Consider the following 20,146-nt stretch of genomic DNA (forward strand, 5'->3'; position numbering starts at 1 on the left):
AAATGGTCATCCTCAGCCCCCGAGCTTCACGTTGTCGATGCCGACGATCCGGTCGTAGGCCCAGTAGAGGATCAGCACGACCGCCAGCAGGATCGTCCCAAGCGCGGCCGCGAGGCCCCAGTTCAGCGACGACGAGATGTGATAGGCAATCCGGTTCGAAATGAACGTACCGGTGGTGCCGCCCACGATCTCGGGCGTGATGTAGTAGCCGATCGACAGGATGAAGACCAGGATGCTGCCTGCCCCGATCCCCGGCACGGACTGCGGGAAGTAGACCCGCCAGAAGGACGTCCAGTTCGTCGCGCCCAGCGATTTCGCCGCGCGGACGTAGGTGGGCGGGATCGTGGACATGACCGAGTACATCGGCAGGATCATGAAGGGCAGCAGGATATGGGTCATGGCGATGATCGTGCCAAGCTGGTTGTTGATCATCACCAATCGTCCGTCATCGGCCACAAGTCCCAGCCAGACCAGCACGTCGTTGATCACCCCCTGTTGCTGCAGCATGACCTTCCAGGCCGAGGTCCGCACCAGCAGCGAGGTCCAGAAGGGCAGCAGCACCAGGATCATCAGCAGGTTGGCGGTGCGCATCGGCAGCGTCGACAGCAGGTAGGCCACCGGGTAGGCCAGCGCGATACAGCTGAAGGTGATGACAAGGCTCATGAACATGGTGCGCTTGAACAGCAGGCCGTAGATGCGTTCGTCCTCGTCCCGCATGGCGGCGCCATCCGGCGTCTTCTGCATGTCCACCGCGTTCAGGAAATAGCCGTTGGTGTATGCGGGGCTGTAGGTCTTGATGGTCTGCCAGACCCGTGTGTCCAGCCAGTCCTCGTCGATCTCGCCGAATGCGGCCTGAAGATCGGCAGTCTGGAAATCAGGGCTGTCCACCAGCGCGTCGGCTGCCTTGAGCATCTCGGCGCGGGGTCCGTTATAGGACGAGACATCGCCATCCCGCAGGTCTTCGTAAAGCCGGGTGACAACGAGGGTCCAGGGCTCTTCCTCGAACGGGCTGTCCTCGTCCTCGTCACGCACGAAGGTCGCGAACCGGCTGTAGGCCTCTGCCGTGCGCGGCAAGACATCGGCGATGTCGTCGCGCATCTCGAAGGCCGGGATAGGATCGTTGAAATCCTCGTTGTTCTCCTTGGCCTTGTCCTCGGCTTTGACCCAGGCCTTGTAGGCCGCCACGCTGTCGGCGGTGCCCATCAGCTCTGCCCAGGGTAGCGCCTCGTCCCAGGCCTCGTCGAGGTCCTCGAACTGGTCCAGGTAGACTTCGCCGATGTCGTCCAGGCCACGCCCCGACTTGCGGAACAGCGAAGACACGCCGGTCAGCTCGTAGTTGAGACGCGAGCCCAGCCGCGTGTGCAGCTTGTATTCGGCGGCCAGGAAGATGTCCGTGTAAGCCGCGTCGAAGACCGCATCGCCCGGCAGCTCGCCGCTGGTGTCATCCCAGTCGGCCAGCGCCTCGACGGTGCGGGGCAGCGTGTCGCGCACGATCTGGTTTTCCACCGACCGGAACAGCATGTCCGCGATGGGGGCAATGAAGGTCAGCAGCACGAAGATCAGCAGCGGCGCGATCAGGGCCAGCGCGCGCATCTTCTGCGCCCGCAGGGCCCGCGCCAGGCTGCGTTTCAGGGGTGTCCCGTCGGCGGCCAGCACCGGGCCCCCATTGCCGGAGCCGTGCCGCGGTTCACTTTCCCGCGCGTCCAGTGCGGCCGCCTCGTGAAAGGCATCCTCCGGCGTCGGTGCGTCGGACGTCTGCGGTCCGGATCCCTTCAGCGTGCTCATGCCGCGCCCTCCACTAGAATGAGTGTGCCCTCGGAATGGGCCTGTCTGATTTTCACGAGGTCCTGGTAGGCCGGATCGTGATAGGCGGCCTTGGCCGCGTCATAGCTGGGATAGGCGATCACCACGTGGCGCGCTCCCAGTTCCCCCTCGAGCACTTCGGCCCGTCCGCCGCGCACGATGTACCGCGCGCCAAAGCCGCGCATGATCGGGGTGTTGCCGTCGACATAAGGCTTGTAGGCCTCGGGATCGTTCACCGTCACATGGGCGATCAGGTAGCCCAGCGGCGCCTCTCCGGCCGGCTCGGGCAGATCCTCGTCATTGCCTTCGGCGACCATGATCGCGCTGGTCGCATTGTCCCGGCGGATCTTGGCAACGTCCTGGTAGTCGGGGTCGTGATAGGCCTTCAGCGCCGTATCGTAGCTGTCGAATTCAAAGACGACGTGCCGCTCGTTGGCCGTTCCCTCGACAACTTCGGCCTGCCCGCCGCGCACCAGGGGCCTGGCGCCGTAGCTCAGCAGGATCGGCGTGTCCCGGGCCACGTACTCCTTGTACGGTTCGGGATCGGTCACCGTGATGTGGCCGATGATATAGCCCTTCGGCATGTGGTGTCCCCGTCGTTTGTCTTGGTCCGTGGCGGGCGGTGCCGCCCGCCACGAACGATCTTGTCCTCACGGGGCGGGGATCATCCCCGCCACGGCGCGAGATCAGTTCTGGGCGAGCCAGGACTGGAATTTCGCGTCGATGTCGTCGCGGTAGTCAGCCCAGAACTCGTAGTTGTAGAGCAGGGTGTTGCCCGCGTTCGCCGGATCGGTCGGCATGTGCGGCGCCATGTCGATGCCCAGTTCGGCGTGCTGCGACACCATCGGGGCCGAGCTTTCGCGCGCCGGACCGTAGGAGATGTACTTGGCCTGGTCGGCCAGACGCTGGGTGTCGGTCGCGAAGTAGAGGAAGTCCATCACGCGCGCCAGGGCGTCGTCGGACAGGCCCTCGGGCACGATCCAGCCGTCAAGGTCGAACACCTGCATGTCCCAGAGCATCGCCACCGGCTGGTCCTGCTCCTCGATGACCGAGAAGAGGCGGCCGTTGTAGGTCGAGCCCATGAAGATCTCGCCATCCGCCAGCAGCTGCGGCGTGTCGGCGCCGGCCGACCACCAGACCACCTGATCCTTGATGGTGTCCAGTTTCGCAAGCGCGCGGTCCTGGCCTTCGTCGGTTTCCAGGACGTCGTAGATCTCGTCCTTGGCCACACCGTCACAGTACAGCGCCCATTCCATGTTGTTCAGCGGGCGCTTTTCCAGCGCGCGCTTGCCCGGGTAGGTTTCCAGGTCGAAGACGGCGCAGACGTCGGACGGCGGCTCGACGCCTTCCGGCACCATGTCGGAACGATAGCCGAAGGTGGTCGAGTAGACGATCTGCGGGATGAAGCAGTCGGAGACGATCAGGTCGCCGAAATCATCTTCCGCGCCGGTGCCATCGGGGGCTTCGGCCAGCACGTCGTCAAAGTCGATTTCCATCGCCAGGCCTTCGTCGCAGAGGCGGATCGCCGATGCGGCGGTCACGTCCACGAGATCCCAGGTGATGTTGCCGGCTTCGTTCATCGCGCGCAGCTTGGCCACCGCCTCGGCAGAGCTTTCGTCCCATGCCACCGACACATCCGGGTGCATTTCCAGATAGGGTTCGACGTAGGCTTTCAGCTGCGAGTTCTGGTAGGCACCGCCCCAGCTCACGATGGTCATGTCTTGCGACATGTCCTGAGCCGAAACGCCCGCGGCTGCCACGGTCAGGGCCGTGGAGGCCAGCAGTGTCTTTGTGAGTTTCATTATTTAACTCCCTAGTTAACCCGTTATCTTGGTTGAGGCGATGTTACGGGTACGAACCTCGCCCCAAGGTCGCGTCCCCGCGCGCGTGCAAACGGCGCAGGCGACGGCATTCGGATCACCCGGCGTCGAGTGCCCGGCAATCTTCGGGCAGCCAGCCGATCTCGATCTGGCTGCCGGGCTCCAGACGCACCTGGTCGGGTGCGTTACGGGTCTTGATGACGAAGTCGTCATTGCCCGCGACACGGAGCCTCGTACGGAAGATATCGCCCATGTAGATGAATTCCAGCACTTCGGCCTTCAAAGTGTGCGCGCCTTCCTTCAGGCGGTCCTTGTTGAACTCGACCCGCTCGGGCCGGATCGAAACCCGCGTGCGCTCACCCACTTCGCTGACGTTGACCGGAGTCGCGTCCAGCATCTCGCCGCTGTCCAGCTTCACCTCGCAGGTATCGCCCTTCATCGCCGTGACCACGCCTTCCAGCGTGTTGTTCTCGCCGATGAACTGCGCGACGAAGCTGTTCTGCGGCTTTTCGTACAGTGCGTCCGGCGGCGCCAGCTGCTGGATGCGCCCGTCGTTGAAGACGGCGACGCGGTCCGACATGGTCAGAGCCTCGGTCTGGTCGTGCGTGACGTAGACCACGGTGATGCCCAGCTGGTGCGCCAGATTGGTGATCTCGAACTGCATGTGCTCGCGCAGCTGCTTGTCCAGCGCGCCCAGCGGTTCATCCATCAGGACCAGCTCGGGCTCGAAGACCAGCGCGCGCGCCAGCGCGATCCGCTGCTGCTGACCACCCGACAACTGCGCCGGGCGGCGGCCGCCAAAGGCACCCATCTGGACCATGTCCAGCGCATGCTTGACCTTCTTTTCCCGGTCGGCCTTGCCGATCTTGCGCACCTCCAGCGGAAAGCTGAGGTTCTCGGCCACGGTCATGTGCGGGAACAGCGCGTAGTTCTGGAACACCATGCCGATGCCACGCTTGTGCGGCGGGATGTTGTTGATGCTGATGCCGTCCAGCTTGATTTCGCCATGCGTGGCGGTCTCGAACCCGGCCAGCATCATCAAACACGTGGTCTTGCCTGACCCGGACGGCCCGAGCATCGTCAGAAATTCGCCCTTCGGCATGCTGAGGTTCAGGTCTTTGACGACGAGCGTTTCGCCATCATAGCTTTTTTGCACGCGCTCAAAGGCGACAAATGCGTCGCCACTAGCTCCATCAGCCACGTCAGACTCCCTGTCTGTTATTTCGCGGATGTTTCTCCGCTGTATTGTGCTCAGACTAAAGCGCGTGACGTTTGGACATGCAAGCAAATCGCTGAAATCTGCGTATGCGGCAGGCAAATACGGCTCTTCCGGTTACAAAAACGGCGTGCAACCAGCCGATCGGAAGGTCAAATCGCCCGATTCGGGCAATATGCCTGCGCCCTTGACAGCGGTTTTGACCGCCACGGCCCGGCACGACATGCCATGACCACTGGTCAACGGAGCCGTCCGGGCAGAGTCCGCGCCAGGGTTTCGGGCACGATCAGCCGTGTCTCGGGCGTGATCCGGACCGCGATCTTCAGCAGGTGGTCCGGACGGAATGCGATGCAGCCTTCGGTCGGGAACCCCGGTCGGCGCCAGCGGTGCAGGAAGATGGCAGAGCCCCTGCCCCGTTCGGCCCGGGGCCAGTTCCAGTCGGTCAGCAAGACGAGATCATACAGGCGGTCGGCACGGCGCAGACGCTCATGGCTCCCCGCGTAGGGCGCGCGCACCATGAGGTTGTAGTTCTCATCGCCAGGATCGTCCGACCAAAGGTCACCCGGCCCGATCGGCACCGCCCAGTCGGCGGGTCGCGCGATCCGGTCAGGACGGTAAAGCATGCCCGTGATGCGGTGCTCCCCCGCCGGGGTGGCGCCGTCCCCCTCACGCTTGTCCGTACTCACGCCACCCCGTCCCACAGAACAGGGCCAGACCCGCCCTCCGAAACGCAGCCCGCGCGGCGTCAGGATCATGTCGCCGGCGCTCATCGTATTCCGGGCTCCAGCTCGCTCGGATCGGCGACCTCGACGCGCCAGAACGCGCGCGCCTCGGGCGGCAAGGCGGCCAGCGCGCATTCCCACTCCGGCCCCCGGATGGCGCGCCGCAGGGCCCAGGCCACCGCCTCTATGCAGGTGTCTGGGGTCAGGTTGTGATTAGGTCTGAGCGCCTGCGCCTCCCGGATCAGATCATCGCGCGATGCCCAGGGCGCAGGCGGCACCTCTGGCTGCCAGCCCGCAACGAAAATCGCCCGGGGCACGCTGGGCAGCACACTGGCAAAGCGCAGCCCCTCTTCCGCCGTCACCCGTCTCCGGAAAACATGAAACACGCCATCCAGCGCCGTGTAGGCCATGTTGTCCGACTCGAGGTTCATCCGCGCCTTCAGATCGTCCAGGAAGGCCCGGTATTCGCGGCTGGCGTGGCGGTATGTCCAGGGCTGCGGCATGGCTCAGGCCGCTTCGGCGCGGTTGATGCGCTGCATCACCTGGGCGCCGATCTCGAAGGATCGCAGGCGCGATGCGTGGTCGTGGATCTGCCCCGTCAGGATCACCTCGTCCGGCGCGAACCGGTCGATAAAGCCCCGCAGTTGCGCATCAACCTGCCCCGCGTCGCCCACGGCACTGATCCGCAGCGCCTCGTCCAGCGCGGGCATCGCGCCCGGGGGCACCACAGAGGACAGGTCCTCGACCGGGGCGGGCAACTTGCCCGGCTTCCCGGTCCGCAACCGGAAAAAGGCCTGCTGCATTGTCGTACGCAGCCTTCGCGCCTCGGCCTCCGTATCGGCGGCAAAGACGTTGATCGCCACCATCGCATGGGGCCGGTCCAGCGTGGCGGAGGGCCGAAAATGCCGCCGGTAGACCTCCAGCGCCTGTTCCAGCGCCTGCGGCGCGAAATGCGAGGCAAAGGCATAAGGCAGCCCCAAAAGAGCCGCCACCTGCGCCCCGTGCAGCGAAGACCCCAGGATCCACAGCGGCACCTCGGTCCCCTCGCCCGGCAGCGCGCGCACCGGGCGGCCTTTCTGCGGCGGCCCCAGTAGCTCGCGCAGCTCGCCCACCTCGGCATGGAATTGCTCGGCGCGTTCCGGATGCACCCCCAGCGCCCGCATCACCATCGCGTCGCCCCCGGGCGCGCGGCCAAGGCCAAGGTCGATCCGGTCGGGGTACAGCGTCGCCAGCGTGCCAAAGGCCTCGGCCACGGCCAGGGGCGCGTGGTTGGGCAGCATGATGCCCCCGGCCCCCACGCGCATCCGGCTGGTCAGACCGGCGACATGGCCCACAAGGACCGCCGTCGCCGCCGAAGCGATGCCCGGCATGTTGTGATGTTCCGCCATCCAGTAGCGGTGATAGCCCCAGGCCTCGGCCTTTTGGGCAAGATCGCCGGTGTTGCGCAGCGCGTCGGCGGCGGTGAACCCCTCGGGCACCGGCGACAGGTCGAGCAGGGAATAATGCATGTGCGTCTCCTTCGGACCAAAGCTAGGCACGCGAGGCCGCGCTGACAACGCCGCCTCCCCTGCGCCACCGGCTTGGGACCGCCTATCGTTTCTTTGGGCTGAAAATACCTTTGGGGGTCCGGGGGCAAGGCCCCCGGCGACCACCACGGGCGCTCACTTACAGCAGGTGTCCCGACTTCGCCGCCTTCACCGCCAGGTAATGCGTGTTGTGCACGGTCTCGCCCACCTTCAGCGGGACGCGCTCGGCCACGCCAATGCCGCAGCTTTCCATCATCCGCATCTTGGCCGGATTGTTGGTCATCAACCGGACAGCGGAAAATCCCATCTTGTCCAGGATCTGCGCCCCCAGCCGAAAATCGCGCTCGTCGTCCTCGAACCCCAGCCGGTGGTTCGCCTCGACCGTGTCGAACCCCTGGTCCTGCAAGGCATAGGCGCGCATCTTGTTCGCCAGACCGATCCCGCGCCCTTCCTGTTGCAGGTACAGCAGCACGCCCGCGCCTTCCTGCCCCATCTGCATCAGCGCCGCGTTCAGCTGCGGGCCACAGTCGCATTTCAGCGACCCCAGCAGATCGCCCGTAAAACAGGCCGAATGCAGCCGCGCCAGCACTGGCCGGGCACGGTCGGGGCGGCCGATCTCGATGGCATAATGTTCTTCGGACCCGTCCGCGGGGCGATAGATGTGCAGACGCGCGTTTTCGGCGGCGCGCAGGGGCACGCGGGCGGAGACCACATGCTCCAGCTCCGGCAGGGCCTCCAGCAGCGGGGCCGCCTCCATGCCGTCTATTTCCAGCAGGCCCTGTGCCGCGGCGGTTCCGGGCGCCACGGGCACGACCAAGGCTGCCGGCAGCAACCGCGCGCCCTTGCACAACTGCAGCCCCAGCCGGTGTAGCATGACCGAGCCGTCGCGCCGGGTCTGCAACGGGCCTTTCATCGGGTTAGCCAGGTCATCGGCGGGATCGGCCAGGTCCTGCACCCAGGACAGGCGCGCATCCCCGGGCACGATCACCCGCGCCACGTCGCCGTCATAGGCCCGCGCCTTCAACGTGGCCGCCCGCCGATCGGTCAGGGCCAGGTCCAGAGGCCCCAGCGCCCGCATCGCGCGCAGCCGCGCCTCGGACAGGGTCTCGGCAGCGGCGACGAGCACATGCGCGCCATCCGCGCGCAGACCCACGGGCACCCCCATGCGCAGGTCCGCCCGGGCCCGCGCCAATGTTTCATTCAGGTCCGGACCCAGTCCCACCTCTGCACCCTCCGGCTGGTCAACTCCCCGGCATCCTGTAACATTTCCGCCCTCAGCACACGAGGACGTGAAAGTCTTGCAGCAAAGCTTGCCGGAGGCGCACTCTGTCCACATCTGCGAGAAAAGGCAACACGGAGGGCCGCACAATGGCGCAACTGCGAAACATCCTGCTGGTCGACGACGAAGAGGACCTGCGCGAGGCCCTGGCCGAGCAACTGGTCATGACCGAGGACTTCGAGGTCTTCGAGGCGGATGCAGGCGCCAGCGCGATGGCCCGGGTCAAGGAACAGATCTACGACCTGGTGATCCTGGACGTCGGCCTGCCCGACACCGACGGGCGCGAATTGTGCCGGTTGATGCGCAAGCAGGGCGTGAAGTCGCCGATCATCATGCTGACCGGACATGACAGCGACGCCGACACCATCCTTGGCCTCGATGCGGGCGCCAACGACTATGTGACCAAGCCGTTCAAGTTCCCGGTCCTGCTGGCGCGTATCCGCGCCCAGCTCCGCCAGCACGAACAGTCCGAGGACGCGGTGTTCACCGTCGGCCCCTATACCTTCAAACCCTCGATGAAGATGCTGGTCACGGAAGACGAAAAGAAGATCCGCCTGACCGAGAAAGAGACCAACATCCTCAAGTTCCTCTACCGGTCGACAGAGGGTGTCGTGCCGCGCGACACCCTGCTGCACGAGGTCTGGGGCTACAATGCCGGCGTGACGACGCACACGCTGGAAACGCATATCTATCGCCTGCGGCAAAAGATCGAACCCGATCCGTCGAACGCGCGCTTGCTGGTGACAGAATCTGGCGGATACCGCCTTGTAAGCTGAGTGGCACACACTTAGGTCGCATTGCACGGAACAAAGATGCACGGCTAAGTTTTGTTTCGAGCGGATTTGACCCAGATCATAGTTTCATGACTCGGTCATGTTTTAATCTGGCTCCAAGAGGTCCCGTCGCATGTGCGGGTTATCGCATGCACCTCCCTGTTGGACCTGGCCGGGCATCATGCCCGGCCTTTTTTTGTTCCGATCCGTCAAGGGGTTCCAATACGCACGCAAAGGGTCGGGTCCCGGCGATGACACCGGGACCCCGGGGTGCGTCCCGTGAGTGCCGAAGGGGGCGTTCCCGTGTCAGTGCTATCCCGATTTACGCGCGAGGGCATAAGGGTAAACAAGGGGCCGTCGTTCCCCTTGGCCGCCACGCCGACAGCCCCTAGGCGGCGGGATCGTTCCGCACGGGGTCCAGTTCCGCCTCGTCGCGCAGGTTGTCGCGCAGGGTCATCACCTCGTCTCGCAGTCTTGCCGCGTCGCTCATGGTCAGCCCCGCCCGTTCCAGGAAACAGCGCGCGATATCCGCGCTCTGGGCCTGTAATGCGCGCCCCTCCTCGGTCAGCCGGATGCGCACCTGGCGTTCGTCCTCCGGGTCGCGGCGCCGGGTCACAAGGCCCTTGGCCTCCAACCGTTTGACAAGGGGCGTCAGGGTGTTCGAGGCCAGTTGCATCTGCACCGCCAGCGATCCCAGCGGCCGGTCATCCGCCGACCAAAGCGCCGTCAGCACCAGGTATTGCGGATAGGTCAGGCCAAGCGGATCCAACAGCGGCTTGTAGGCCTGCTGCATGGCGTGGCCCGCCGAATACAGTGCGAAGCAGAGCATTTCCGAGGGAGAGAGAGAACTGGACATGACACAGGAATAGATCGCGCAGGATAAAATCGCAAGCATTGACAAATCCACACACGACACAGATGTTTCGCACACGATAAATTCCTGCACGAAAGGAGAATGTCATGAGTGTCGACACGAAATACTGGACCGAGGCCTGGGCCACCGGCGGCGGCCGCAACGGCTCTGCCGGCCTCGAGACGGGGATGCTGACGGTCACGATGACCAGCCCGACCGAGCTGGGCGGCTCGGGCAAGGGCCACAACCCCGAAGAGCTCTTCGCCACCGGCTATGCCGCCTGCTACCTCGGCGCCATGCGCTTTGTCGCCCAGAATGAAAAGCTGGGCACCGTGCCCGAAGACGCCAAGGTCACGGCCCATGTCGGTATCGGTGGGCGTAGCGAAGGTGGCTTCGGCCTGAAGGTGAAACTGGCGGTCTCGATGCCCGGCGTCGACCGTGACGTGGCCGAAAAGATCGCCGAGCGCGGCCACTTCATCTGCCCCTATTCGCACGCAACCAAGGGCAATATCGAGGTCGAGACCGAAGTCGTCTGACCCAGTTGGCGCGGGGCGCGGCTTCAGCCGCCCTGCGCCTCTATGAACTGGCGCACGGCCTCCTGGACATGGCGGAAACGATCCCCGCCCAGGTGCTTACCACCGTACCAGCGAGTCACCACCACGATGGTATCACGCAGGTCCTCGCGCTCCAGCATCCTCAGGATCACCATGCCGGCGCCGCTTTCGCCATCGTCGTTCTTGAGCGGGCCGCCCTCGGTCAGGCAGGCCCAGGTGTTATGCGTGGCCTTGGCGAATTTCTTGCGCCGTTTCAGCTCCTTGAGAAAGGCCGCCGCGTCGTCGGCACTGCGGCACGGCCCGCCGGAGACCGCGTAGCGCGACCCCCGGTCGCTGATGATATTCTCCAGCACCAGCACGGGCGCCTCAATGTGTCCCGGTGCGCGGCAGCCGGTCCAGGAATTCGGCCGGGTTGAAAAGATCGACGTAGCCGCCGACACCATAGGCCCGGCATTCCAGGAAACGGTCCGGCGCGCAGCGGCGGTACAGGTCGTCGGTCAGGGCCAACACGCCATGCACGTCGTCAAAGGCCCAGCTGATGAGGAACCCCGGCGCGCTGACCGCGCGCACGGAATTGCCCGTCGCCCCGTCCAGCCAGACGGCGACCTCGTCCCGGTCCAGCGCCTCGCGCGGGGCCGGCAGAGCGTTTTCGCGGTACTCATCCCACAGCATGATCTCGTCGATGCCCAGCGCCTGCAGGTAGTCACTCAGCATCGGTTCCATGATCGCGGGCATGCAGTCTTCTTCGGGCGGATAGATGCCCTGCGCCGTGCAATAGCGGGTCAGCGCCGCGCGCATCCCGTCGTCGGTATCGTCGCGCTCTATGTTCAGCGCCCAGAGCCAGACCGTCCGCTCGAACAGCGCCCGGTCCCGGGCCCCGATCGCCTGGCGCACCGCCTCCCAGCGCAGCGGGCTGCCGGTTTGCTTGATGAGGTCGGGAAACTCGTCCGGCGCCGGGTTTTCGGGCATGGGCGGGGCCTCGGCCAGCGCGCTCAACTCGTCGGCGGAGGACACGGTGATGCGCGCAGGCCCGTAATGGGTCGTGTCCGGATGATGCCCCGGAACGGTGAAAAACGGGTTGTAGACCGCAAAGACGTGGTCGTAGTCGCGCGCCCAAAATTCCAGGACGGGAAGCTCTGTCGGGGGATGCTGAATGGCCCGGCCAATGTGATGCATGGGGTCCTGTCGTCGTCTCGTATCAAAGTGCAAACGGGCGGCCCAAAGGCCGCCCGTCCGGGAAACTGCCGACGGCGTGTGCCGCCGGCGGACAGCGGGGATCACTCCTCCGCTTCTTCCTTTTGCTTGGTGATCTCTTCACCGGTCTCTTGGTCGACCATCTTCATCGCCAGGCGCACCTTGCCGCGGTCGTCAAAGCCCAGCAGCTTGACGTAGACTTCCTGGCCTTCCTTCAGAACGTCCGAGGGATGGTTCAGGCGGCGGTTCTCGATCTGGGAGACGTGCACCAGCCCGTCACGCTTGCCAAAGAAGTTCACGAAGGCGCCGAAATCGACGATCTTCACGACCTTGCCCTTGTAGACCTTGCCCTCTTCCGGCTCTGCCACGATCGAATAGATCATGTCATAGGCCTTCTGGATGGACTCACCGTCCGGCGAGGCGATCTTGATGATGCCCTCGTCGTTGATGTCCACCTTGGCGCCCGACACTTCGACGATCTCGCGGATCACCTTGCCGCCCGAGCCGATCACTTCACGGATCTTGTCGGTCGGGATCTGCATGGTCTCGATGCGCGGTGCGTGCACGCTGAACTCACCAGCCGAGGACAGGGCCTTGGCCATCTCGCCCAGGATGTGCAGGCGGCCGTCCTTGGCCTGTGCCAGCGCGGCCTTCATGATCTCGGGCGTGATGCCCGCGACCTTGATGTCCATCTGCAGCGAGGTGATCCCGTTCTCGGTGCCCGCAACCTTGAAGTCCATGTCGCCGAGGTGATCCTCGTCGCCCAGGATGTCGGTCAGGATCCCGTAGGAACCGTCCTCTTCCAGCACCAGGCCCATCGCCACACCGGCAACCGGCGCCTTCAGCGGAACGCCCGCATCCATCATCGACAGCGAGCCACCGCAGACGGAGGCCATCGAGGACGAGCCGTTGGATTCGGTGATCTCGGAGACCACGCGGATCGTGTAGGGGAAATCGGTTGCCGCCGGCAGCACCGCCTGCAGCGCGCGCCATGCCAGTTTGCCGTGGCCGATCTCACGACGACCGGGCGAGCCAACGCGGCCAACCTCGCCCACCGAATAGGGCGGGAAGTTGTAGTGCAGCAGGAAGTTCGAACGGTAGTTGCCGTGCAGCGCGTCGATGATCTGCTCATCGTCGCCGGTGCCCAGCGTGGTCACGACCAGACCCTGGGTTTCGCCACGGGTGAACAGCGCCGACCCGTGGGTCCGCGGCAGCAGGCCGGTTTCGCAGACGATCGGGCGCACCTGGTCAAGGGCGCGGCCGTCGATGCGGCGGCCGTTCTTGACCACATCACCGCGCAGCACCATCGATTCCAGCTTCTTGATCGCGGAACCCAGGTTCGGATCTTCAAGCTGTTCCTCGCTGAGGCCGGCCTTGATCTCTTCCTTGACGGCGGCAACCGTGGTCACGCGCTCCTGCTTGTCCGAAATCGCGTAGGCGGCGCGCATCTTGTCTTCGCCCGCGGCCTTGATCACGTCGAACAGCGCCGAGTAATCCGGCGGCTGGAAGTCGAAGGGCTCCTTGGCCGCGTCTTCGGCCAGCGAGATGATCAGGTCGATGACCGGCTGGATCTGCTCATGCGCGAAAAGAACCGCGCCCAGCATCTCGTCTTCGGTCAGTTCGTAGGCTTCGGACTCGACCATCATGACCGCGTCCTTGGTGCCCGCGACAACCAGGTCGAGCCGCTGCTCGGGGTTGTTGCGCAGCTGGTCCATGTCCTCGACGGTCGGGTTCAGGACGTATTCACCATCTTCAAAGCCGACGCGCGCACCGGCGATCGGGCCCATGAAGGGCGCGCCGGAAATGGTCAGCGCGGCGCTTGCGGCGATCATCGCCACGATGTCCGGGTCATTGACCAGGTCGTGCGACAGGACGGTGCACATCACCAGCACTTCGTTCTTGAAGCCGGGGACGAAGAGCGGGCGGATCGGACGGTCGATCAGGCGCGCGGTCAGCGTTTCCTTCTCGGTCGGCCGTGCTTCACGCTTGAAGAAGCCACCGGGCACCTTGCCGGCCGCGTAATATTTTTCCTGGTAATGGACGGTCAGCGGAAAGAAGTCCTGGCCTTCCTTCTGCTGCTTGGCAAAGGTCACGTTGGCCATGACGCTGGTCTCGCCCAGGGTGGCGATGACGCTGCCGTCGGCCTGACGGGCAACCTTGCCGGTTTCCAGTGTGAGCGTTTCCTCGCCCCACTGCATCGACTTTTTGACTTCTTTGAACATCAGTTATCCTCTAGGAGGCGCTCCGGCCCCTGCCGGTCCTCCGTTTGAATGGCGGCCCCATTGCCGCCGACCCCTTCATCATCCCATGCGCCGGGGTCAAAGCGTCACGTCTCAGATGACTGGCGCCATACAGCAGCAAGCGCCTTTTGTGAAGCCGTTGCGTTCCATGCCAGCCGCCCCAAAGTCCGATTTTTTGCGGCCCGGCAGGTTCTTGGCGGCGGGTTCGGCCCGGATCATTGCCATTTGCCGTTACCGGAGGGCGTGTTACAGCGCGGAACGTGATTTCATCAGGCCAAACCCATGAACATTCTTCAGATTGCTTCTCTCCTCATCGTCCTTGCCGCGGTCTTTGGTGCCATCAACTATTTCGTCCTGCGCCTGCCTTCAGCGATCGGCATCCTCGTCGTCGCCCTGCTGACCTCGATGGCGGCCCTTGCGCTAGACACGATGGTGCCCTCGCTCACGCTGGCCGAGGATCTGCGCGCCATCGTCACCGGCATAGATTTCTCCGACGCCCTGCTGGAAGGGATGCTGGGACTGTTGCTGTTTGCGGGCGCCCTGCACGTCAAACTCTCGGACCTGCGCGCGGTCTGGCCCACTGTCCTGCTGATGGCCACCATCGGCGTGGCACTGTCTACCGCGGTGATCGGGCTTGGCTTTCACTGGCTGACCGGCGCGCCGCTGCTGATTGCGCTGGTCTTCGGGGCGCTGATCTCGCCCACGGATCCCGTCGCCGTCATGGGCGTCCTGAAACAAGCCAACCTGCGCAAATCACTGGAAACCCAGGTCGCGGGCGAAAGCCTGTTCAATGACGGCGTGGGCTATGTCGTCTTCCTGGTGCTGGTCGGGCTGGCCTTTCCGGCGCTCTCGCATGGCCACGGCGATGCCGCCCACGCCAGCCCCGCGCTGGACGCGGCCAGGCTCTTTGCACAGGAGGCGCTCGGCGGCGCGGTGCTGGGTCTTGTCCTGGGCTGGCTGACCTTCCGCGTCATGCGCCATATCGACGATTATTCCCTCGAGGTGCTGATGACCTTGGCGCTGGCCTTCGGCGGCTACGAACTGGCCATCGCGCTGCATGTCTCGGCCCCCATTGCGGCGGTCTGCGCCGGCCTGCTGATCGGCGACATCGGGGCCAAGCACGGCATGTCCGAGGAAACCCGCGAATACGTCGAGAAATTCTGGGTACTGGTGGACGAGATCCTGAACGCCGTGCTCTTCATGTTGATCGGGGTCGAGATCTTTGCCGTGCAACTGGAAACCGACACGCTGGTGACCGGCGTGATCTGCATCGCGCTGGCTCTGTTCGGGCGGCTTTGCGCGGTGGTGGTACCGATCCTGATGCTGCGGCCGTTCCGGAGTTTCGCCCCCGGCGTCATGCCGATCATGACCTGGGGCGGGCTCAAGGGCGGCATCTCTGTCGCCCTCGCCCTGTCGCTGCCCGACAGCGAGTGGAAGCCGCTGATCCTGACCGTCACCTACGTGATCGTGGTCTTCTCGATCATCGTGCAGGGGCTGACCATCGGCAAGCTGGCCAACCGGGTCGGGCGCGAACCCGACCTGGTCTGAGTCACAGGCCCGCCCTGTCCAGCGTCGCGCGCTCTGCCCGGTTCAGCCGCTCCAGCGCCTCGTCCGGGCCTCCTGCCCGGCGCCAGATCGCCAGGCAGGATTCCGGCGACCAGGGCAGCACCGCCCCGGCCATCCAACGCCGCAGCGGCGCCGGCAGGCTGTCGTAGACCCGCATCGCATCGCCACGGCGGCGGCGCGGCCTGATCGCCACCGCACCACGGTTGCCGTTGCGGCGGGCCATCACGCCACCTCTCGCGCGTCCCGCCACTGGGGGAACGGGTCCGGTTGTTCCGCCCCCGTCACCTCAGACACAAGACAGGCCTCCAACCGCGCCTTCAGGTCGGCCCAGTCGATCCCCGCACCGATAAAGACCAGTTCCTGCCTCCGGTCGCCAAAAGGCTCGGCCCAATGGGCCAGGAAATACTCCTGCGCCCGCGCATCCTTGGGCCAGTTCTCCTTCGGGACCGTCGCCCACCACTTGCCCAGCGGCTTCACGCTCGACAAGGCGCCCGCCAGCGAGAATTCGGCCACCCAGTCGGGCCGCGTCGACAGCCAGAAATGCCCCTTGGCCCGGATCACGCCCGGCAGGCTGCCGTTCAGCAGCGCGTGGATACGCTCCGGGTCAAAGGGGTCGCGCGCCCGGAAGACGTAGCTGGCGATGCCGTATTCCTCGGTCTCGGGGACGTGATCGGCAAAACCGTACAACTCCTTCGCCCAAGCGGCATGTTCGTGCGCCTTGTCGAAATCGAACAGCCCGGTTTCCAGGATCTCGGCGGTCGCCACCTCGCCGTGATCCGTGCGGATGATGCGCGCATCGGCATTCAGGCTGCGGATGATTTTTTGCGCTGCGTCCACCTTGAGCGCGCCCGCATCGCTGACCTTGTTCAGAACGACGACATCGGCAAACTCGATCTGGTCCGTCAGCAGATCGACAAGGGTGCGCTCGTCTTCCTCGCCCAGGCTTTCGCCCCGGTCCGCCAGGAAATCATGGCTGGAGAAATCCTCCAGCAGGTTGCAGGCATCCACCACCGTCACCATCGTGTCCAGCCGCGCGACATCCGACAGGCTCTGGCCCGCGTCATCCCGGAAGGCAAAGCTTGCCGCCACCGGCAGCGGCTCTGCGATGCCGGTCGATTCGATCAGCAGCGTATCGAAACGCCCTTCTTCAGCCAGGCGCCGCACCTCGACCAGCAGGTCCTCGCGCAGGGTGCAGCAGATACAGCCGTTGGACATTTCCACCAGCGTCTCGTCCGTCTGGCTGAGGTTCGCGCCGCCCGCGCGCACAAGGTCGGCGTCTATGTTCACCTCGGACATGTCGTTCACGATCACGGCGACGCGCCGCCCTTCGCGGTTGTTCAACACCCGGTTGAGCAGCGTGGTCTTACCCGCCCCCAGGAATCCGGAAAGCACGGTCACGGGGATGCGGGGATCGGTGTCGGGCATGGTCAAGCTCCCTATTCGACAAGAAACAGGGGTGCGTTATAGTATAACATAACAATCTCGACCAGCCCCAAACCCCACCGCGCAAAGAAAAACCGCGCTTCCCGGGGGGAAACGCGGTCAATCCGTTCAGCGACGGGACAGTGCCTTAGCGGCGGATGCCCAGGCGGCCGATCAGCGAGCGATAGCGCTCTTCGTCCTTGCCCTTGAGGTAGTCCAGCAGCTTGCGGCGCTGGGCAACCATCATCAGAAGGCCACGACGCGAGTGGTTGTCCTTCTTGTGGGTCTTGAAGTGTTCGGTCAGGGTCGAGATACGCGAGGTCAGGATGGCCACCTGCACTTCGGGCGAACCGGTGTCGCCTTCCTTGGTGGCGTATTCCTTCATCAGGCGGGTCTTTTCTTCCGCGGTGATCGACATCGGGGTCTCCTTTCGGATCAAAGGGTTATGGCACAAGCCGGGATGTCGTCCAGCAAGGCCCGTGGAGAGGTCCGCCAAAGCGGATGCGCGCAGGTACGCGATTCCTGCCCCCTTGGCAAGCCCGCTAACCTACGTCGCCAGGTCCAGCGCGGCGGCATCGCTTTCGCCCACCAGCACGATCAAGGACAGCGGCGGCGCCTCGGCAGTGGGCAGGCTGGCCAGAACCGTCCCGCCCAGGCGGATCTCGGTCGTCTCCGGATCATCCTCGCGGGCGGACACCTCCAGCTCGGGTTCCGGTCCGCCGGCGCTGTCGTCATAGACGATCACCAGCTGATCTTCCTCCGCGTCGTAGTCCAGCGGGTCCGCGCCGGCAAGCTCTGCCGACGCGTCGTCCGGCGCCGCCGGCACATCGACCCCAAAAGACTCCAGCTGCAAGGCCCCTGCCCCCGTGTCTGCCAGCTCAGCATCCTCGACCGGGTCCAGCCCGGCGAGGTTGATCAACCCCATGCGCGCAAACAGCGACCGCCCGTCCTCAAGCGCGGTGCCCTCCGGCGTGCCCTCGTCGATCCCCTGCGGAAAGAACTGGAACACCCCCAGTGAGGCCGGCGACAGGGGCGAGGCCGGCAGGCCATCGTCCCCATCGTCGCCCGTATCGGCAAGCGCCTCGTCCGCATCGTCACCGATGCTGACGATGGCCACCGAACCAAGCGCTATCAGCCCCATGAGCCCGGCCAGTAGATACATCGCTGCAGCCCCGTTTTCCGCCCTACCGGCAACGACGGGCACACCACGCCGCCCCGGTTCAGGCCGCGACTATGGCAGCACGGGGTAAAGCAAGGCTTACTCGGCCTCGTCGATCTTGATTTCCTCGATCAACGCGGTCGCCCAGTCGCCCAGGATCGGGATGAACTCGATCTGGCTCAGCAGCAGGACAACGACCGAAACCAGCGCCGTGGCCCCCAATGCCGTCCCCAGGCCCAGCATCATGCCCCGCAGGAACTGAAAGGCCATCAACCGCGCCAGGTTGTTGTGCACCCGGACAAAACGGTGCTGATTCAGGCGCTTGACCTCATCGGCCAGACGCGCCACTTCCTGCCGCAGGGCCTCGGTCTCTGTCTCAGGCGGCATAGCGCATCTCCATCGGCCAGGGTTCGGGGTGGACCGCGTAGGACACATAGAGCGGGTGGCGCGGGTGGCCCGCCTTTGTCAGACCCAGGTGGCGCACATCACCCCGCAGCAGTGGCGCCGCCCGCGGCCCCGCCCCTTGCAAGGCGCCATGCACACCCCAGGCCGCCAGCGTCAGATCCGCCGCGCCCGACCAGTCGCGCAACAGTGCGGCATTCTCCGGCCCTTCCGGGTCCTCGGCGCGGCGCAGGTCCTGGGGCCGGGTGGCGCGAAAGGCGAACAGGTTGGCGATCCGCATCGCCCCATAGCCCAGCGCCTTCGTCCGTCGCTGGCAGCGCTCGATGGTCGGGTCGTTCGCCAGCTCACTGGCGGTCGAGGGGTTGAGCATCACGAACAGCACCTCTCCCGCGCCCGGATCCCAGACCCGGCGCAGCCCGTAACGATAGCGCTCGCAAGGCGAATACCAGGCAGTGCTGCGCTCTCCATCCTTTTCCGCGTGCCTTTCGATCATGGCCGCAAGCTGCCCCGCCCGCGCCGGGGGTTCAAGGGCGATTGACATTCACACCTGCCTGCGGCCCCCTGCCGCCACAGTCACCGGAGCACCCCATGAACATCCAGATGATCGAGGCCGCCGCCACCCGCGCCCGCGGCATCACCCGCCGCACGCCGCTCTTGTCCTCGCCGACGCTGGACGCCATCGCCGGGCGCCGCGTCCTGGTCAAGCCCGAGTGCCTGCAACATACCGGCAGTTTCAAGTTCCGCGGTGCCTGGTCGGCCCTGACCGCCCTGCCGGAAGACCAGCGCGCCAAGGGCGTGATCGCCTTTTCCTCGGGCAACCACGCGCAGGGGGTGGCGCTGGCCGCGCAAAAGCTGGGGGTTCCGGCGGTGATCCTGATGCCGTCAGACGCGCCCGCCGCCAAGATCGAGGGCACTCGCAGCTACGGCGCCGAGGTCGTGCTCTACGACCGGACAACCGAAAGCCGCGAAGAGATCGGCGCCGCGATTGCCGCCGAACGCGGGCTGACGCTGGTCAGACCCTACGACGAACCGCAGGTCATCGCCGGCCAGGGCACCTGCGGACTGGAAATCGCCGAACAGGCCGCCGAGGCAGGTGTGACAGAGGCCGACGTGCTGGTCTGTTGCGGCGGTGGCGGCCTGACCGCCGGGATCGCCCTGGCGCTGGAGGCCCGCGCGCCGGGGCTGCGCGTGCGTCCCGCCGAACCCGAGGGCTACGATGACACCGCGCGCTCGCTGCACTCGGGCAGTCGCGAGCGTAACGCGCAAGAGGCCGGTGGTCTCTGCGACGCGATCCTGACCCCGATGCCCGGAGAGCTGACCTTTCCGATCAATGCCCGCCTCTGCGGCCCCGGCGTGGTGGTGACGGACCAGGAGGTGCTGCGTGCCATGTCGCTGGCCCTGCGGCACCTCAAGCTGGTGGCTGAACCGGGCGGTGCCGTGGCCCTTGCGGCGGCGCTCTTTCACGGTGACGAACTGGCCGGTGATGCGGTGATCTGCACCATTTCCGGCGGCAACCTGGATCCGGCCATGCTGGCCCGCGCACTCGAGGTCTAGGCGCGCCGGGAGGTCAGGAAAACCCCGCTCCCGACGTTGCGTCAACCTGCTATACTGCAGGCC

At 65.3% G+C, this 20,146-nt stretch carries 22 protein-coding genes; 4 read left to right on the forward strand and 18 right to left on the reverse strand.

Annotated features, from left to right (window positions below):
• Window positions 1–12: 12 nt before the first annotated feature.
• The 8 genes from G9Q80_RS21160 to ribA form a co-directional block, all read right to left on the reverse strand.
• A complete protein-coding gene (locus tag G9Q80_RS21160; RefSeq protein ID WP_083242254.1) occupies window positions 13–1,785 on the reverse strand; it encodes an ABC transporter permease in 1,773 nt (590 codons plus the stop codon).
• A complete protein-coding gene (locus tag G9Q80_RS28590) occupies window positions 1,782–2,387 on the reverse strand; it encodes a DUF1330 domain-containing protein (RefSeq protein WP_308421209.1) in 606 nt (201 codons plus the stop codon). Before G9Q80_RS28590 ends, G9Q80_RS21160 begins: the two co-directional genes overlap by 4 nt.
• A 102-nt stretch (window positions 2,388–2,489) precedes the next feature.
• Window positions 2,490–3,605 (reverse strand): extracellular solute-binding protein, encoded by a 1,116-nt coding sequence (locus tag G9Q80_RS21170; RefSeq protein ID WP_069209221.1) that lies wholly within the window; start codon window positions 3,603–3,605, stop codon window positions 2,490–2,492.
• Between the two features lie 115 nt (window positions 3,606–3,720).
• Entirely contained in the window at window positions 3,721–4,824 is a 1,104-nt protein-coding gene (locus tag G9Q80_RS21175) for an ABC transporter ATP-binding protein (protein ID WP_043136250.1), read from the reverse strand.
• Between the two features lie 254 nt (window positions 4,825–5,078).
• Window positions 5,079–5,609 (reverse strand): L,D-transpeptidase family protein, encoded by a 531-nt coding sequence (locus G9Q80_RS21180; protein WP_088715216.1) that lies wholly within the window; start codon window positions 5,607–5,609, stop codon window positions 5,079–5,081.
• Window positions 5,606–6,064: a DUF2267 domain-containing protein gene (locus G9Q80_RS21185; protein WP_088715215.1), complete on the reverse strand. Its 459-nt coding sequence runs from the start codon at window positions 6,062–6,064 to the stop codon at window positions 5,606–5,608. Before G9Q80_RS21185 ends, G9Q80_RS21180 begins: the two co-directional genes overlap by 4 nt.
• Window positions 6,065–6,067: 3 nt before the next feature.
• Entirely contained in the window at window positions 6,068–7,069 is a 1,002-nt protein-coding gene (locus tag G9Q80_RS21190) for an LLM class flavin-dependent oxidoreductase (protein ID WP_088715214.1), read from the reverse strand.
• Between the two features lie 157 nt (window positions 7,070–7,226).
• Window positions 7,227–8,309, reverse strand: a complete 1,083-nt coding sequence (gene ribA, locus G9Q80_RS21195; protein ID WP_088715213.1) for a GTP cyclohydrolase II — start codon at window positions 8,307–8,309, stop codon at window positions 7,227–7,229.
• A 146-nt stretch (window positions 8,310–8,455) separates the two neighbouring features.
• Here ribA and G9Q80_RS21200 point away from each other — a divergent pair, with 146 nt between their 5' ends.
• Window positions 8,456–9,142, forward strand: a complete 687-nt coding sequence (locus tag G9Q80_RS21200) for a response regulator transcription factor (RefSeq protein WP_043136238.1) — start codon at window positions 8,456–8,458, stop codon at window positions 9,140–9,142.
• A gap of 385 nt (window positions 9,143–9,527) precedes the next feature.
• Here the strand turns inward: G9Q80_RS21200 and G9Q80_RS21205 are convergent, their stop codons facing one another.
• Window positions 9,528–9,995: a MarR family winged helix-turn-helix transcriptional regulator gene (locus tag G9Q80_RS21205; protein ID WP_069209357.1), complete on the reverse strand. Its 468-nt coding sequence runs from the start codon at window positions 9,993–9,995 to the stop codon at window positions 9,528–9,530.
• A gap of 104 nt (window positions 9,996–10,099) precedes the next feature.
• Between G9Q80_RS21205 and G9Q80_RS21210 the strand changes: the two genes are divergently transcribed.
• Complete coding sequence (locus G9Q80_RS21210; RefSeq protein WP_088715212.1) at window positions 10,100–10,528, forward strand: organic hydroperoxide resistance protein; 429 nt, start codon at window positions 10,100–10,102, stop codon at window positions 10,526–10,528.
• Between the two features lie 23 nt (window positions 10,529–10,551).
• Here the strand turns inward: G9Q80_RS21210 and G9Q80_RS21215 are convergent, their stop codons facing one another.
• From G9Q80_RS21215 to pnp, 3 genes are all read right to left on the reverse strand, one after another.
• Window positions 10,552–10,905: a YigZ family protein gene (locus G9Q80_RS21215; RefSeq protein ID WP_043136235.1), complete on the reverse strand. Its 354-nt coding sequence runs from the start codon at window positions 10,903–10,905 to the stop codon at window positions 10,552–10,554.
• Between the two features lie 7 nt (window positions 10,906–10,912).
• Window positions 10,913–11,722 (reverse strand): DUF2711 family protein, encoded by an 810-nt coding sequence (locus G9Q80_RS21220; protein WP_069209227.1) that lies wholly within the window; start codon window positions 11,720–11,722, stop codon window positions 10,913–10,915.
• A 101-nt stretch (window positions 11,723–11,823) separates the two neighbouring features.
• The gene (gene pnp / locus G9Q80_RS21225) at window positions 11,824–13,962 is read right to left on the reverse strand and encodes a polyribonucleotide nucleotidyltransferase (RefSeq protein WP_043136233.1); all 2,139 of its coding nucleotides are present in this window, start codon (window positions 13,960–13,962) and stop codon (window positions 11,824–11,826) included.
• Window positions 13,963–14,262: 300 nt separating this feature from the next.
• On the opposite strand from pnp, the gene G9Q80_RS21230 reads away from it, so the two are divergent.
• The gene (locus G9Q80_RS21230) at window positions 14,263–15,528 is read left to right on the forward strand and encodes a cation:proton antiporter (protein ID WP_088715211.1); all 1,266 of its coding nucleotides are present in this window, start codon (window positions 14,263–14,265) and stop codon (window positions 15,526–15,528) included.
• Window position 15,529: 1 nt separating this feature from the next.
• Here the strand turns inward: G9Q80_RS21230 and G9Q80_RS21235 are convergent, their stop codons facing one another.
• The 6 genes from G9Q80_RS21235 to G9Q80_RS21260 all read right to left on the reverse strand — a co-directional run bounded on the left by G9Q80_RS21235 (window position 15,530) and on the right by G9Q80_RS21260 (window position 19,022).
• Entirely contained in the window at window positions 15,530–15,769 is a 240-nt protein-coding gene (locus G9Q80_RS21235) for a DUF6525 family protein (protein WP_043136228.1), read from the reverse strand.
• Window positions 15,769–16,971 carry a GTP-binding protein gene (locus tag G9Q80_RS21240; protein ID WP_088715210.1) on the reverse strand — a complete coding sequence of 401 codons (1,203 nt, stop codon included), beginning with the start codon at window positions 16,969–16,971 and terminating at the stop codon, window positions 15,769–15,771. The genes G9Q80_RS21235 and G9Q80_RS21240 overlap by 1 nt, the downstream gene beginning before the upstream one ends.
• Window positions 16,972–17,116: 145 nt before the next feature.
• Window positions 17,117–17,386: a 30S ribosomal protein S15 gene (gene rpsO, locus G9Q80_RS21245; protein ID WP_043136223.1), complete on the reverse strand. Its 270-nt coding sequence runs from the start codon at window positions 17,384–17,386 to the stop codon at window positions 17,117–17,119.
• Between the two features lie 129 nt (window positions 17,387–17,515).
• Window positions 17,516–18,130 (reverse strand): hypothetical protein, encoded by a 615-nt coding sequence (locus G9Q80_RS21250; RefSeq protein ID WP_088715209.1) that lies wholly within the window; start codon window positions 18,128–18,130, stop codon window positions 17,516–17,518.
• Between the two features lie 96 nt (window positions 18,131–18,226).
• On the reverse strand, window positions 18,227–18,514 hold the full coding sequence (locus G9Q80_RS21255; RefSeq protein WP_043136218.1) for a DUF5665 domain-containing protein: 288 nt from the start codon (window positions 18,512–18,514) through the stop codon (window positions 18,227–18,229).
• The gene (locus G9Q80_RS21260) at window positions 18,504–19,022 is read right to left on the reverse strand and encodes a DUF1643 domain-containing protein (RefSeq protein ID WP_069209358.1); all 519 of its coding nucleotides are present in this window, start codon (window positions 19,020–19,022) and stop codon (window positions 18,504–18,506) included. The genes G9Q80_RS21255 and G9Q80_RS21260 overlap by 11 nt, the downstream gene beginning before the upstream one ends.
• 95 nt (window positions 19,023–19,117) lie before the next feature.
• On the opposite strand from G9Q80_RS21260, the gene G9Q80_RS21265 reads away from it, so the two are divergent.
• Window positions 19,118–20,083 (forward strand): threonine ammonia-lyase, encoded by a 966-nt coding sequence (locus G9Q80_RS21265; RefSeq protein WP_088715208.1) that lies wholly within the window; start codon window positions 19,118–19,120, stop codon window positions 20,081–20,083.
• Window positions 20,084–20,146: the final 63 nt, after the last annotated feature.

Source organism: Mameliella sp. LZ-28, from assembly GCF_012274245.1.
Taxonomy (GTDB): domain Bacteria; phylum Pseudomonadota; class Alphaproteobacteria; order Rhodobacterales; family Rhodobacteraceae; genus Antarctobacter; species Antarctobacter albus.